Genomic DNA, 12,954 nt, shown 5'->3' on the forward strand with positions numbered 1-12,954 from the left:
AGATGTGTATAAGGGACACGTGCTCGACGGTTGGCCGTACGGGGCGAGACGGTCGATGACCCCCTCGAACGCGCCGATCGAGCCGGCCGCCACCTTCAGCACGCTGCACGCGTCCCCGGTGATCCGGTGGATCTCCAGGATCTCCGGCCAGTCGGCCACGGCCGGGTCGTGCAGGATGCACCGCGCGCCGTAGCAGGACATCCGGATCAGCGCGACCACGGTACGGCCGGCGCGGCTCAGGTCGACGTGGGCGTGGTAGCCGGTGATGATCCCGGCCTCCTCCAGCCGGCGGACCCGCTCCGCGACCGACGGTGGCGACAGGTGCACCCGCCGGGACAACTCGCTGAAGGAGAGCCGCGCGTCGGCCTGCAGCTCGCGCAGCAGCGCCCAGTCCATGTCATCCACGCTCAGACCTTACTTTCGTGAACCGACTTCGCCTAGTTGCCTTTGGTTTGCCAGGTGAAGGGGCCCAGAGCCGTTGATTCGGCATTCCGCAGGCCGATCCGACCGCGAGATCATGACGTCGGCCAGTCCGGGGGAGGGAGACGAGATGGTGGATCAGACGGAGCGGCGGGCGCCGAACCGCCGTGCCACGGTGCAACCGGTGACCCCCGGGCAGCGCGCCGCGCAGGCGGAGCGCACCGGCGGCGAGCCGACCCTGGAGTTCGCCGACATGGTGCCGTACGACGCGTACGTGCAGGCCAGCGCCCTGCACAAGATGCAGCACCCGCTCAGCAGCGACCCGGGCGAGATGTCCTTCCTGATGGTCAGCCAGATCATGGAGCTGTACTTCGGGCTGACCTGCCACGAACTGCGGGAGACCCAGCGGCTGATCCGCGCCGACCAGATCTGGGAGGCGTTGGCCCCGCTGGGCCGAGCCAAGCTGCACCTGGAGGGGCTCAACGCCGCCTGGCAGGGCCTGCGCTGGATGAGCCCGGCCGACTTCAACCGGTTCCGCAATCTGCTCGGTGAGGCCTCCGGCTTCCAGTCGGCGATGTACCGGCAGTTGGAGTTCCTGCTCGGGTTGCGCGACCCGACGCTGATCCGCCCGTTCCGCAGGCAGGCCGAGGTGCACGCCGAGTTGAGCGCCGCGTTGGCCACCCCGAGCCTCTGGGACGATGTGCTCGCGCTGCTCGCCCGGCGCGGCTTCGACCTCCCCGCCGACCTGCTCGACCGGGACGTGACCGTCGAACACGACCCGCACCCGTTGGTCGAGGCGGCCTGGGTAGGGATCTACGACGACGCCAGCCCGGACAATCACCTGCGGCTGCTCGGCGAGGCGCTGAGCGCGGTCGCCGAGGAATTCGGCGACTGGCGCTGGAACCACGTCAAGGCGGTGCAGCGGACGATGGGCGCCAAGGTCGGCAGCGGAGGCTCCGCCGGCCTGGCATGGTTGCAGCGCAGCATGGCCCGGGTGGTCTTCCCGGAGCTGTGGTCAGCCCGCACCGCGATGTGACCGGAGAGCGAGAAGAGCAATGACGACCCCTCAAGCCGAGCCGCTGGGCCTCGCCGCCGGCGAGGCCAAGTCGCACCGCCTCGCCGCTGGCGAAGCGGAAGCGCATCGCCGTGACGAGGCCGACCCCGGCCACCGGCACCTGTTCCACGTGCCGCCGGCCGACGGCGGCGACCACCCCGAGTCGGCGTACCTGGCCGGGAACTCGCTCGGCCTGCAACCTCGGGCCACCCGCGACGAACTCCTGGCCGACCTGGACGCGTGGGGGCGGCTCGGCGTGGAGGGGCACCTGGAGGCGGAGCGCCCCTGGCTGCCGTACCACGAGCTGTTGACCGGGCCGGCCGCGCGACTGGTCGGCGCCCGGCCCGCGGAGGCCGTGGTGATGAACTCGCTCACGGTCAACCTGCACCTGCTGATGGTGAGTTTCTACCGACCGGAAGGCGCGCGCACCCGCATCGTCATCGAGGACGCGGCGTTCCCCTCGGACAGCTACGCCGTGCGCAGCCAGGCCCGGTTCCACGGCCTGGACCCGGACGACACGGTGGTCCGGTTGCGTCCGCGCGCGGGTGAGGACGCCCTGCGCACCGAGGACGTGACCGACTACCTGGCCGCCGAGGGCGACCGGGTGGCGCTGCTGCTGCTCGGCGGGGTCAACTACCTCACCGGTGAGCTGCTGGACATCCCGGCGATCACGGCTGCCGGCCGGGCCGCCGGCGCGGTGGTCGGTTGGGACCTGGCCCACGCGGTCGGCAACGTGCCGCTGGCCCTGCACGACTGGGACGTCGACTTCGCCGCGTGGTGCTCCTACAAGTACCTGAACTCCGGCCCGGGTGCGCTGGCGGGCGTCTTCGTGCACGAGCGGCACCTCGGCGACGAGAACCTGCCCCGGTTCGAGGGGTGGTGGAGCACCACGGCGGCCACCCGGTTCGAGATGACGCCGGTGTCCCGGCCACCGGCCACTGTGGAGGCCTGGCAGATCTCCAACCCGCCGATCTTCGCGATGGGTCCGGTGCGTACCTCGCTGGAGCTGTTCGACGCGGTGGGGATGACCGCGCTGCGCGCGCGCAGCCAGCGCCTCACCGGCTGGCTGGAGTCACTGCTCGACGAGGTGACCGTCGGCCGGCCGCTGCGGGTGGTCACCCCGCGCGACCCGGCCCGCCGGGGCTGCCAGCTCTCCGTGCGCATCGGTGCCGGAAGCGCCAACGAGCTGACCAAACGCCTACGGTACGAACACGGGGTCATCGCCGACGCCCGCGAACCCGATGTCGTGCGGTTCGCCCCGGTGCCGCTGTACTCCACGTACCTCGACTGCTGGCGTGCCGCTGCGGCGCTCGCCGCGACGGTGGGGGCGACCCTGTGAGCGCGAGGAGTGAGCCGGGGTTGCGAGCCCCGCAGTCGCGAACGAAAGGCGGCTCAGCATGACCGCGCGGCGCGACGAGATCGCGATCATCGGTGCCGGGCTGGCCGGCTGTCTCGCGGCCTGCTTCCTGGCCCGGCGTGGCTACCCGGTGGCCCTCTACGAGCGCCGCTCCGACCCGCGCGCCGGCACCGCCGAACGCGGTCGCTCGATCAACCTGGCGCTCTCCGAGCGCGGCCTGGACGCGTTGCGCCGCATCGGGCTGGCCGAGCAGGTGATGGCCGACGCGCTGCCGATGCGCGGCCGGATGATCCACCCGGTCGAGGGCGAGCAGCAGTTCCAGTCGTACAGCGCGGCCGGCGACCGGGCGATCAACTCGATCAGCCGGGGTGCGCTGAACAACGCCCTGCTGGACGAGGCCGCCGCGCTGCCGGGCGTGCGGGTCGTCTTCGACCACCGGCTGGTAGGGCTCGACCCGACCGACGGCACCCTGAGCTTCGAGACCCCGCAGGGCCCGGTCGCGGCGAAGGCGTCGGTCGTGCTCGGTGCCGACGGCGCCGGCTCCGCGGTGCGCGGGCAACTGCTGGCGTACGGGCTGCTGGACGAGAGCGTGGACTTCCTCGACTACGGCTACAAGGAGCTGACCATTCCGCCGCTGGGCGGGGACTTCGCCCTGGACCCGGACGCGCTGCACATCTGGCCGCGCGGCACCTCGATGATGATCGCGCTGCCGAACCCGGACCGCTCCTTCACCTGCACGCTGTTCTGGCCCAACGACGGTGCCGGCAGCTTCGCCTCGCTGACCAGCCCGGCGGAGATCGAACGGCACTTCACCGAGCACTACCCGGACGTGGTCCCGCTGGCCCCGAACCTGGTCGACGACTACCAGCACAACCCGGTGGGCGTGCTCGGCACGGTGCGCTGCACCCCGTGGCAGGTCAACGGGAGGGTCGGCCTGCTCGGCGACGCGGCGCACGCCATCGTGCCGTTCTACGGTCAGGGCGCCAACTGCGCCTTCGAGGACGTGGTGGAGCTGGACCGCTGCCTGGACGAGTGCGCCGACGACTGGTTGGCGGCGCTGCCGCTGTTCCAGCGGCGCCGGCAGGAGAACGCCGAGGCCATCGCGACGATGGCGCTGACCAACTTCGTGGAGATGCGGGACAAGGTCGCCTCCCCGGTCTTCCAGACCCGGCGGCGGGTGGAGCACGCACTGGAACGGGCCCTGCCCGGCCGGTACGTTTCCCAGTACGAGCTGGTGTCGTTCTCCACCACCCCGTACGCGGAGGTTCGCCGCCGGGTGCGCCGACAGCACCGGGTGCTCGGGGCGGTCGTCGGCGGGGCCGCGCTGCTGCTGGTCGGCGCGATCGGTGCGGCACTGAGCCGAGGGAGGCGGGCATGACCGGCAACTGGGATCCGCGGCTGATGGCCGGCCATGCGCCGAGCGGTCCGCAGCGGTTGCGCAACTTCGTCGCCGGCGAGTTCGTCGACGGCGGTAGTACGTTCGCCAAGGCCAGCCCGGTCACCGGGGAGCAGGTCTTCGAGGTGGACGAGGCGTCGCAATCCACTGTGGACGACGCGGTTGCCGCCGCCCGGGCGGCACTGCGGGGGCCGTGGGGCCGGATGGGGGAGCGCGAACGCGCCGAGGTGCTGCGCCGCGTCGCCGACGAGCTGGAGCGCCGCTTCGACGACCTGGTCACCGCCGAGGTCGCCGACACCGGCAAGTCCATCGCCCAGGCCCGCACCCTGGACATTCCGCGCGGCGCGGCGAACTTCCGGGCGTTCGCGGAGATCGTGGCGACCGCCCCCACCGAGTCGTTCACGACGGTCACCCCGACCGGCGGCCGGGCACTCAACTACGCGCTGCGCAAGCCGGTCGGCGTGGTCGCGGTCATCGTGCCGTGGAACCTGCCGCTGCTGCTGCTCACCTGGAAGGTGGCTCCGGCGCTGGCCTGCGGCAACGCCGTCGTGGTCAAGCCCAGCGAGGAGACGCCCGCCTCGGCGACGGTGCTCGCCGAGGTGATGGCCGCCGCTGGCGTACCGGCCGGGGTGTTCAACCTGGTGCACGGCTTCGGGCCGGACTCGGCGGGCGAGTTCCTCACCCGTCACCCGGGCGTCGACGCGATCACCTTCACCGGCGAGTCGGCCACCGGCGGCGCGATCATGCGGGCCGCCGCCGACGGGGTGAAGGCGGTGAGCTTCGAACTCGGCGGCAAGAACGCCGGCCTGGTCTTCGCCGACGCCGACCTGGACGCCGCGGTGGCCGGCTCGGTCCGGTCCAGCTTCACCAACGGCGGGCAGGTGTGCCTCTGCACCGAGCGCATCTACGTGCAGCGCCCGGTCTTCGAGGAGTTCACCGCCCGGCTGGCGAAGCGGGCCGGCGAGTTGGCGTACGGCTGGCCGACCGACGAGGCCACCGCCACCATGCCGCTGATCTCCCACCAGCACCGGGCGAAGGTGCTCGGCGCGTACGAGCTGGCCCGCTCGGAGGGCGCCGAGGTGCTCACCGGTGGCGGCACGCCCACCTTCGGCGACACCCGCGACGGCGGGTCGTACGTGCAGCCGACGGTGCTCACCGGGCTCGGCCCGGACGCCCGCACCAACCGGGAGGAGATCTTCGGCCCGGTGGTGCACGTCGCGCCGTTCGACACCGAGGACGAGGCGTACGCCCTCGCCAACGGCACCGAGTACGGGCTGGCGGCGACCGTGTGGACCCGGGACGTGGGTGTCGCGCACCGGGCCGGCGCCCGGCTCGACGCCGGCATCGTCTGGGTGAACACGTGGTTCCTGCGTGACCTGCGTACCCCGTTCGGCGGGGTGAAGGCGTCCGGGATCGGTCGCGAGGGCGGCGTGCACTCGCTGAACTTCTACTCCGAACTCACGAACGTCTGCGTGGACCTGTCGTGAGCCGTAGCGAGGGAGCGGGCATGGAAGCTGACATCGAGGCCGCCAATCGGGAGCTGGCCGACGCCCGCAGCTCCGGCAAGCCGTGCGCTCCGCTTCGGGGCCGGCTGCTGCCGGAGGGCGACGTCGAGGCCGCGTACCGGGTGCAGCAGCTCCAGGCGCGGGCCTGGCAGGGCCGTGGCGAACGCCGGGTCGGCGCGAAGATCGGGTTGACCTCCCGGGCCGTGCAGGAGGCCTTCGGGGTGTTCCAGCCGGACTTCGGCATGCTGACCGACGCCATGGCGGTCGGCGACGGGGTCGAGGTGCCCATCGACCGGCTGCTCCAGCCCCGCGTGGAGGCGGAGATCGCCTTCGTGCTCGACAAGGATCTCCCGAACCCGCAGCTCACCACGGTCGACCTGATCCGTGCGGTCGACCACGTGCTGCCGGCGATCGAGATCGTCGACTCCCGGATCGCCGCCTGGGACATCTCCATCGTGGACACCGTCGCCGACAACGCCTCCAGTGGGCTCTTCGTGCTCGGCACCACGCCGCGCCGGCTCGCCGACGTGGACCTGCGACTGTGCGGAATGGTGCTGGAGCACGCCGGCGAACCGGTCTCGGTGGGCGCGGGCGCCGCCTGCCTGGGCAACCCGCTGCACGCCCTGCAGTGGTTGGCCGGCACCCTGGCCCGCGCCGGCGACCCGCTGCGCGCCGGGGACGTGGTGCTCTCCGGGGCGCTCGGTCCGATGGTGCCGGTCACCCCGGGTGCCGCGTACGAGGCCCGGATCTCCGGGCTGGGCTCGGTGCGCACATCCTTCAGCGACAGGGGCGGCCAGTGACCACTAACGTGGCGGTGCTGGGATCGGGAAACATCGGCACCGACCTGATGATCAAGGTTTTGCGGCTCAGTGAGAGCCTGCGCATGGTGGCGATGGCCGGCATCGACCCGGCCTCCGACGGCCTGGCGCGCGCTCGCCGGCTCGGCGTCGCCACCACCGCCGACGGCGTGGACGGGCTCGTGGCGATGCCCGAGTTCGCCGACGTCGAGCTGGTGTTCGACGCCACCTCGGCCGGTGCGCACCGACGCCACGACGAGGTGTTGCGCGCCCACGGCCGCACGGTGGTCGACCTGACCCCGGCCGCGCTCGGCCCGTACGTGGTGCCGCCGGTCAACCTCGACGAGCACCTGCACCAGCCCAACGTCAACATGGTGACCTGCGGCGGGCAGGCGACAGTGCCGATCGTCGCCGCGGTACGCCGCGTCACCCCGGTGGCGTACGGGGAGATCGTCGCGTCGATCGCGTCGAAGTCCGCCGGGCCCGGCACCCGGGCCAACATCGACGAGTTCACCGAGACCACGGCCCGGGCCATCGAGGTGGTGGGCGGGGCCGAGCGGGGCAAGGCGATCATCGTGCTGAACCCGGCGGACCCGCCGCTGCTGATGCGCGACACCGTCTACTGCCTCTGCCCGGACGCCGACGCCGACACCGACGCCATCGCCGCCTCCGTGGCCGAGATGGTGGCGGCCGTGCAGGAGTACGTCCCCGGCTACCGGCTCAAGCAGGACGTGCAGTTCGACCGGGTCGAGGCGTACCTGCCGACGCTCGGGCGGCGGCTCACCGCTCTTCAGGTGTCGGTCTTCCTGGAGGTCTCCGGCGCCGGGCACTACCTGCCCGCGTACGCCGGGAACCTGGACATCATGACCTCCGCCGCGCTGCGCACCGCGGAGCGGCTGGTCGCCCTGCGTTCTTCGGAGGTGGCCGCGCCATGACCGAGCTGTACATCCAGGACGTGACGCTGCGCGACGGCATGCACGCCATCGCCCACCAGTACACCGTCGACCACGTACGCACCATCGCCGCCGCGTTGGACGCCGCCGGGGTGGCCGCCATCGAGGTGGCGCACGGTGACGGTCTCGCCGGCTCCAGCGTCAACTACGGCCACGGCGCGGCCAGCGATGCCGAGTGGATCTCGGCGGCCGCCGAGGTGCTGACCACGGCGAAGCTGACCACGCTGCTGCTGCCCGGGATCGGCACCATCGCCGACCTGAAGGCGGCGAAGGCGCTCGGGGTGACCAGCGTGCGCATCGCCACGCACTGCACCGAGGCGGACATCAGCGCCCAGCACATCTCGTGGGCCCGGGAGAACGGCATGGACGTCGCCGGGTTCCTGATGATGTCGCACATGTTCGATCCGGCCGGGCTGGCCGGGCAGGCCAAGCTGATGGAGTCGTACGGGGCGCACTGCGTCTACGTCACCGACTCCGGCGGTCGGCTGCTGATGTCCGACGTGGCCCAGCGGGTCGACGCGTACCGGCAGGTCCTCGCCCCGGAGACGCAGATCGGCATCCACGCCCACCACAACCTGTCGCTCGGGGTCGCCAACAGCGTGCTCGCCGTCGAGCACGGCCGGGTCACCGGGTCCGCGCCGGTCGGCCCCGACGCGGTGCACGGCCGGACCGTCCGCGTCGACGCCTCCCTCGCGGGCATGGGCGCCGGCGCCGGCAACGCCCCGCTGGAGGTCTTCGTCGCAGTGGCCGAGCTGCACGGCTGGAAGCACGGCTGCGACGTGTTCGCGCTGATGGACGCCGCCGACGACATCGTCCGTCCGCTGCAGGACCGGCCGGTCCAGGTGGACCGGGAGACGCTCTCCCTGGGGTACGCCGGGGTCTACTCCAGCTTCCTGCGGCACGCCGAGCGGGCGTCGGCGAAGTACGGCGTGGACGTCCGGTCGATCCTGGTCGAGCTGGGCCGCCGCCGGATGGTGGGCGGCCAGGAGGACATGATCGTGGACGTGGCACTCGACCTCGCCGACAAGGAGCAGGCTGTGAGCGCGAGGAGTGAGCCGGGTTTGCGAGCCCCGCAGTCGCGAACGGAAGGTGGCGCAGCATGATCGGACCGGACGTCGCGGGGATCGCCGAGAAGTTGGGCGCGGCGGCCGACACGGCCACCGCGATCCCGCAGCTCGCCGCCGAGACCGGCCTCGACGTGGACACCGCGTACGCCGTGCAGGCCGCGCTGCTGCAACGCCGGCTGAACGCCGGTGAGCGGCTCGTCGGGCTGAAGATGGGGCTGACCAGCAGGGCGAAGATGGCCCAGGTCGGCGTGGACGAGGTGATCTGGGGGCGGCTCACCAACGCGATGCGGGTGCCCGACGGCGGCGCCGTCGACCCGGCCGCGTACATCCACCCCCGGGTCGAGCCGGAGGTGGCGTTCCTGCTGGACCGGCTGCCCGAGCCGGGGGAACCGGTCGGCGACTTCGCCACGGCGGTCCGCGCGGTCGCCCCGGCCATCGAATTGATCGACTCCCGGTACGCGGACTTCCGTTTCTCGCTGCCGGACGTGGTCGCGGACAACACCTCGGCCGCCGCCTTCGTGATCGGGCCGTGGTCGCCGGTGCCGGCGGGGCTGGACAACCTGGGCGTGCTGCTGGAGGTCGACGGGCGGGTGGCGCAGGTCGGCTCGACGGCGGCGATCCTCGGTGATCCGCGCCGGGCGCTCGACGAGGGGATCCGGCTGGCGGGCCGGCACGGGGTGCGGCTGGAGTCCGGCTGGGTCTTCCTGGCCGGTGCCGCCACCGCCGCTGTTCCGCTGCGTCCCGGCGCCCACGTCCGCGCCGTCGTGGAGAAGCTCGGCACGGCCTCGCTGCGGGCATCGTCGTGACCGCCCGGGTGGTGGCCGGGAAGGCCGTCCCGCGGGGAGCCTTTCCGCACGTCAAGGTCGCCGGCGGGTTCGTCTTCGTCTCCGGTACGTCGTCGCGGCGCCCGGACAACACCTTCGCCGGTGTCGAGGTGGACGGGTTCGGCACCACCAACCTCGACATCCGTGTGCAGACACGGGCTGTCATCGAGAACGTGCGGGATCTGCTGCGTTCGGTCGGCGCGGACCTCACCGACCTGGTCCAGGTGACGACGTATCTGGTCAACATGAACGACTTCGGTGGTTACAACGAGGTGTGGGCCGAGTTCTTCGACGCCTCCGGCCCGACCCGTACGACGGTGGCGGTGCACCAGCTGCCGCACCCGCACCTGCTGATCGAAATCCAGGCCGTGGCCCTTCTTCCCTCGGGAGGTCAGTCGTGAGTGAGATCGCCGAGCCGTTCAGCTTTCCGGGCTGGATCGCCGACAACCAGCACCTGTTGAAGCCCCCGGTGGGCAACAAGGAGATGTTCCCCGGCGGGGACGACTTCATCGTGATGGTGGTGGGCGGGCCCAACCAGCGCACCGACTTCCACGTGGACCCGTACGAGGAGTTCTTCTACCAGGTCAAGGGCAACATGCACATCAACCTGGTCACCCCGGAGGGGCCGCGTACGGTGCACGTGCGCGAGGGGCAGATGTGGATGTTGCCGCGCAACACCCCGCACTCGCCGCAGCGGCCGGAGCCCGGCTCGATCGGCGTGGTCGTCGAGCGGGTCCGCGAGGAGGGCACGCTGGAGACGTTCCAGTGGTACTGCCCGGAGTGCGGCAGCAAGGTGCACGAGGTCGAGTTGCAGGTCCGCGACATCGCCGCCGATCTGCCCCCGGTGTTCCAGGCGTTCTACGCCGACGAGGCGGCCCGCACCTGCGCCAACTGCGGCACCCTGCACCCGGGCAAGGGCTGATGCCCGCAGGCGTGGTCGACGTGCACACGCACGTCGTACCGAAGGGTTGGCCGGACCTCGGCGCGGCGTGCGGCGGGTCCGGCTGGCCGTGGTTGCGGGTCGACTCGGAGCGCGCCGCCATGATCATGGTGGGGGAGACGGAGTTCCGTCCGGTCGGGGCCGAGTGCTGGGACGCGTCGCGCCGACTGGCCGACATGGACGCCGACGGCGTGGCCGTGCAGGTGGTCTCGCCCACCCCGGTCTTCTTCAGCTACGACCGCCCGGCCGACCAGGCGGTGAAGGTCGCCCGGATCTTCAACGACCTGACCCTGGAGGTCACCGCGGCCGGAGGTGACCGACTGGTGCCGTTCTGCCAGGTGCCGCTCCAGGACCCGGACGCCGCCTGTGCCGAGTTGGACCGCAGCCTCGCCGCCGGGCACGTGGGCGTGGAGATCGGCAACCACGTCGGCGACCGGGACCTGGACGACGCCGGCGTGGTCACCTTCCTCCAGCACTGTGCCGAGGTGGGCGCACCCGTCTTCGTCCACCCGTGGGACATGCCCGGCGGGCCGCGACTGGACCGCTGGATGGCCCGTTGGCTCACCGGAATGCCCGCCGAGACGCACCTGTCGGTGCTGGCGATGATCCTCGGCGGTGTCTTCGACCGGGTGCCCGAGGCGCTGCGGATCTGTTTCGCGCACGGCGGCGGCAGTTTCCCGTTCTGGCTCGGCCGCGCCGACAACGCCTGGCACCGCCGTGGCGACCTGGTCCGGGGCGCGTCCGCCGGCCCGCCCAGCAGCTACCTCGACCGGTTCAGCGTCGACTCGGTGGTCTTCGCGCCGCCCGCCCTGCGGCTGTTGGTCGACACCCTCGGGGAGGACCGGGTGCTGGTCGGCAGCGATTACCCGTACCCGCTGGGCGAACGGCCGGCCGGCGCGGTGGTTCACGCGGCCGACTTCCTCAGCGACGGGCAACGCGACAAGCTCCTGTCCACCAACGCCCTCCGTTTCCTGCACGGCTGAGCGCGGGCTTAACGCCGCCGGCATGCGCAGATCTTGGACAGTTTCCGTTCGAGCGTGACGGAAACTGTCCAAAATCTGCGGCTCGATACGCCAAACGTGCGGTGTGACATCCGATTGGTCCGTTTCCGGTCGCCGGCGCGTGTCGGCTGCGCGAAGGGCCGACTGCCGGCAGGATGACGGCATGGCCGAGCCGCACGACCTGACCGCGTTGGAGCAGGCCGCCGCGATGACCCGCGGCGAGCTGTCCAGCGTCGACCTGGTCGAGCATTCCCTGCGCCGGGTGGCGGCGCTCGGCGACACCGTGGGCGCGTTCGTCACCGTCACACCGGACCTCGCCCGGCAGGCCGCGCGCGCCGCCGACGCGGTGCCGATCGAGGAGCGCGGCCCGCTGCACGGCGTGCCAACCGCGATCAAGGACCTGACGCTCACCGCCGGGGTCCGCACCACCTTCGGTTCGGCCGCCTTTTTCGACTTCGTCCCGCCGGTCGACGCCGACGTGGTCCGCTTCATCAAGGCCGCCGGTCTGGTCAGCCTGGGCAAGACGACCACCTCCGAGCTGGGCTGTTCGCTCTACTCGGAGGGCCGGGTCGCGCCGCCGGCCCGCAACCCGTGGCAGTTGGCGTACACCGCGGGCGGGTCCAGCGGCGGCGCGGCGGCGGCGGTCGCGGCCGGGCTGGTCCCGGTCGCCCAGGGGTCCGACGGCGGTGGGTCGCTGCGCATCCCGGCGTCGCTCTGCGGCCTGGTCGGCTACAAGCCCAGTCGGGGCCTCGTCTCTGGCGGGCCGATCGGCTCCGGCGCGTTCGGCCTGCCCACCAGCGGCCCGCTCGGGCGGACGGTCACCGACGTCGCGGCACTGCTCGACGTCATGGCCGTCCCGGTCCCCGGCGAGCCCTACCTACCGCCGCCCGCGCCGTCCGGCGGCTACCTGGCCGTCGCGCGCCGGGCCGAGCCCGGCCCGCTACGGATCGGCCGGTTCACCACGCCGATGCTCGCCGACGAACCGGTGCATCCCGACTGCGTGGCCGCCGTGGACCGGGCCGCCGCGCTGCTCACGGCGGCCGGCCACGAGGTGGTCGAGGTGCCGCCGCCGCTCGGCCCGGCGGCGTGGCCGCTGTTCGAGATCCTCTGGTACGTCCTGGCGCTCGCCCCGGTGCCACCGCAGCGGGAGCCGGAGCTGCTGCCGTTGACCCGGCTGCTCCGGGCCCGGGGCGCCGAACTCTCCGCCGGCACCCTGTCCGCCACCCTCGGGGAGTTGCAGGCGCAGGTGCGCCTCGGTGCTCGCCGCACCGCCGGCTGTGATCTGCTCCTCTGTCCCACCCTGGCCACCCCGCAGGCGCCCGTCGGCTGGTTCACCGCCGACGCGGACCCGGCCGCCGACTTCGACCGGCAACGCCGGTTCTCGCCCTACTGCGCCATCTTCAACGTCACCGGCGATCCTTCCGTCTCCCTGCCACTGGGTACCACGACCGACGGCCTGCCCGTCGGGGTGCTGCTCACCGGTCGGTACGGCGACGACGCGCGGCTTATCGCTACCGCTGCGCAACTGGAGAACTCCAGTGACGGATGGGATCGGCACCCCGCAATCTGGCGGGCCGCAGACTCCGCTAACGTGAATGGCGACGGAGTCGGGCGGTCGGCAGCGTGATCGTCCATCCGAC

13 protein-coding genes are annotated in these 12,954 nt (G+C 72.2%); 12 read left to right on the forward strand and 1 reads right to left on the reverse strand.

The genetic code is table 11. The features are described 5' to 3' along the window. On the reverse strand, nt 1-405 hold a 405-nt coding region (locus tag DLJ58_RS14470; RefSeq protein ID WP_148097989.1), incomplete at its 3' end, for an Lrp/AsnC family transcriptional regulator. A gap of 148 nt (nt 406-553) precedes the next feature. Here DLJ58_RS14470 and DLJ58_RS14475 point away from each other — a divergent pair. From DLJ58_RS14475 to DLJ58_RS14530, 12 genes are all read left to right on the forward strand, one after another. After that, nucleotides 554-1,456: a tryptophan 2,3-dioxygenase gene (locus DLJ58_RS14475; RefSeq protein ID WP_124856721.1), complete on the forward strand. Its 903-nt coding sequence runs from the start codon at nt 554-556 to the stop codon at nt 1,454-1,456. Between the two features lie 19 nt (nt 1,457-1,475). Further along, nucleotides 1,476-2,813, forward strand: a complete 1,338-nt coding sequence (gene kynU, locus DLJ58_RS14480) for a kynureninase (RefSeq protein ID WP_244218938.1) — start codon at nt 1,476-1,478, stop codon at nt 2,811-2,813. 58 nt (nt 2,814-2,871) lie between these two features. Continuing rightward, complete coding sequence (locus DLJ58_RS14485) at nt 2,872-4,209, forward strand: FAD-dependent oxidoreductase (RefSeq protein ID WP_124856668.1); 1,338 nt, start codon at nt 2,872-2,874, stop codon at nt 4,207-4,209. A gap of 23 nt (nt 4,210-4,232) precedes the next feature. After that, the gene (locus tag DLJ58_RS14490; protein WP_112737661.1) at nt 4,233-5,714 is read left to right on the forward strand and encodes a 2-hydroxymuconic semialdehyde dehydrogenase; all 1,482 of its coding nucleotides are present in this window, start codon (nt 4,233-4,235) and stop codon (nt 5,712-5,714) included. Nucleotides 5,715-5,734: 20 nt separating this feature from the next. Beyond that, nucleotides 5,735-6,532 carry a 2-keto-4-pentenoate hydratase gene (locus DLJ58_RS14495; RefSeq protein ID WP_124856670.1) on the forward strand — a complete coding sequence of 266 codons (798 nt, stop codon included), beginning with the start codon at nt 5,735-5,737 and terminating at the stop codon, nt 6,530-6,532. Next, on the forward strand, nt 6,529-7,464 hold the full coding sequence (locus DLJ58_RS14500; protein WP_112584141.1) for an acetaldehyde dehydrogenase (acetylating): 936 nt from the start codon (nt 6,529-6,531) through the stop codon (nt 7,462-7,464). Before DLJ58_RS14495 ends, DLJ58_RS14500 begins: the two co-directional genes overlap by 4 nt. Beyond that, nucleotides 7,461-8,585, forward strand: a complete 1,125-nt coding sequence (gene dmpG / locus DLJ58_RS14505) for a 4-hydroxy-2-oxovalerate aldolase (protein ID WP_167493703.1) — start codon at nt 7,461-7,463, stop codon at nt 8,583-8,585. The genes DLJ58_RS14500 and dmpG overlap by 4 nt, the downstream gene beginning before the upstream one ends. Further along, nucleotides 8,582-9,355: a 2-keto-4-pentenoate hydratase gene (locus DLJ58_RS14510; protein WP_124856672.1), complete on the forward strand. Its 774-nt coding sequence runs from the start codon at nt 8,582-8,584 to the stop codon at nt 9,353-9,355. Before dmpG ends, DLJ58_RS14510 begins: the two co-directional genes overlap by 4 nt. Beyond that, nucleotides 9,346-9,774, forward strand: coding sequence for a RidA family protein (locus DLJ58_RS14515; RefSeq protein ID WP_208741095.1), 429 nt, complete (start codon nt 9,346-9,348; stop codon nt 9,772-9,774). Before DLJ58_RS14510 ends, DLJ58_RS14515 begins: the two co-directional genes overlap by 10 nt. Then, nucleotides 9,771-10,295 carry a 3-hydroxyanthranilate 3,4-dioxygenase gene (locus DLJ58_RS14520; RefSeq protein ID WP_124856674.1) on the forward strand — a complete coding sequence of 175 codons (525 nt, stop codon included), beginning with the start codon at nt 9,771-9,773 and terminating at the stop codon, nt 10,293-10,295. The genes DLJ58_RS14515 and DLJ58_RS14520 overlap by 4 nt, the downstream gene beginning before the upstream one ends. Continuing rightward, nucleotides 10,295-11,296, forward strand: coding sequence for an amidohydrolase family protein (locus tag DLJ58_RS14525; protein ID WP_124856676.1), 1,002 nt, complete (start codon nt 10,295-10,297; stop codon nt 11,294-11,296). The genes DLJ58_RS14520 and DLJ58_RS14525 overlap by 1 nt, the downstream gene beginning before the upstream one ends. A gap of 181 nt (nt 11,297-11,477) precedes the next feature. After that, nucleotides 11,478-12,941 (forward strand): amidase, encoded by a 1,464-nt coding sequence (locus DLJ58_RS14530; RefSeq protein WP_124856678.1) that lies wholly within the window; start codon nt 11,478-11,480, stop codon nt 12,939-12,941. Nucleotides 12,942-12,954: the final 13 nt, after the last annotated feature.

This window comes from Micromonospora arida (assembly GCF_003857035.1).
GTDB lineage: Bacteria > Actinomycetota > Actinomycetes > Mycobacteriales > Micromonosporaceae > Micromonospora > Micromonospora arida.

What these genes read in the sequence shown, in the direction of transcription:
- kynU (WP_244218938.1), top strand. Translation starts at nt 1,476, where the DNA reads ATGACGACCCCTCAAGCCGAGCCGCTGGGCCTCGCCGCCGGCGAGGCC.
- dmpG (WP_167493703.1), top strand. Translation starts at nt 7,461, where the DNA reads ATGACCGAGCTGTACATCCAGGACGTGACGCTGCGCGACGGCATGCAC.
- DLJ58_RS14510 (WP_124856672.1), top strand. Translation starts at nt 8,582, where the DNA reads ATGATCGGACCGGACGTCGCGGGGATCGCCGAGAAGTTGGGCGCGGCG.
- DLJ58_RS14495 (WP_124856670.1), top strand. Translation starts at nt 5,735, where the DNA reads ATGGAAGCTGACATCGAGGCCGCCAATCGGGAGCTGGCCGACGCCCGC.
- DLJ58_RS14490 (WP_112737661.1), top strand. Translation starts at nt 4,233, where the DNA reads ATGGCCGGCCATGCGCCGAGCGGTCCGCAGCGGTTGCGCAACTTCGTC.
- DLJ58_RS14525 (WP_124856676.1), top strand. Translation starts at nt 10,295, where the DNA reads ATGCCCGCAGGCGTGGTCGACGTGCACACGCACGTCGTACCGAAGGGT.
- DLJ58_RS14530 (WP_124856678.1), top strand. Translation starts at nt 11,478, where the DNA reads ATGGCCGAGCCGCACGACCTGACCGCGTTGGAGCAGGCCGCCGCGATG.
- DLJ58_RS14485 (WP_124856668.1), top strand. Translation starts at nt 2,872, where the DNA reads ATGACCGCGCGGCGCGACGAGATCGCGATCATCGGTGCCGGGCTGGCC.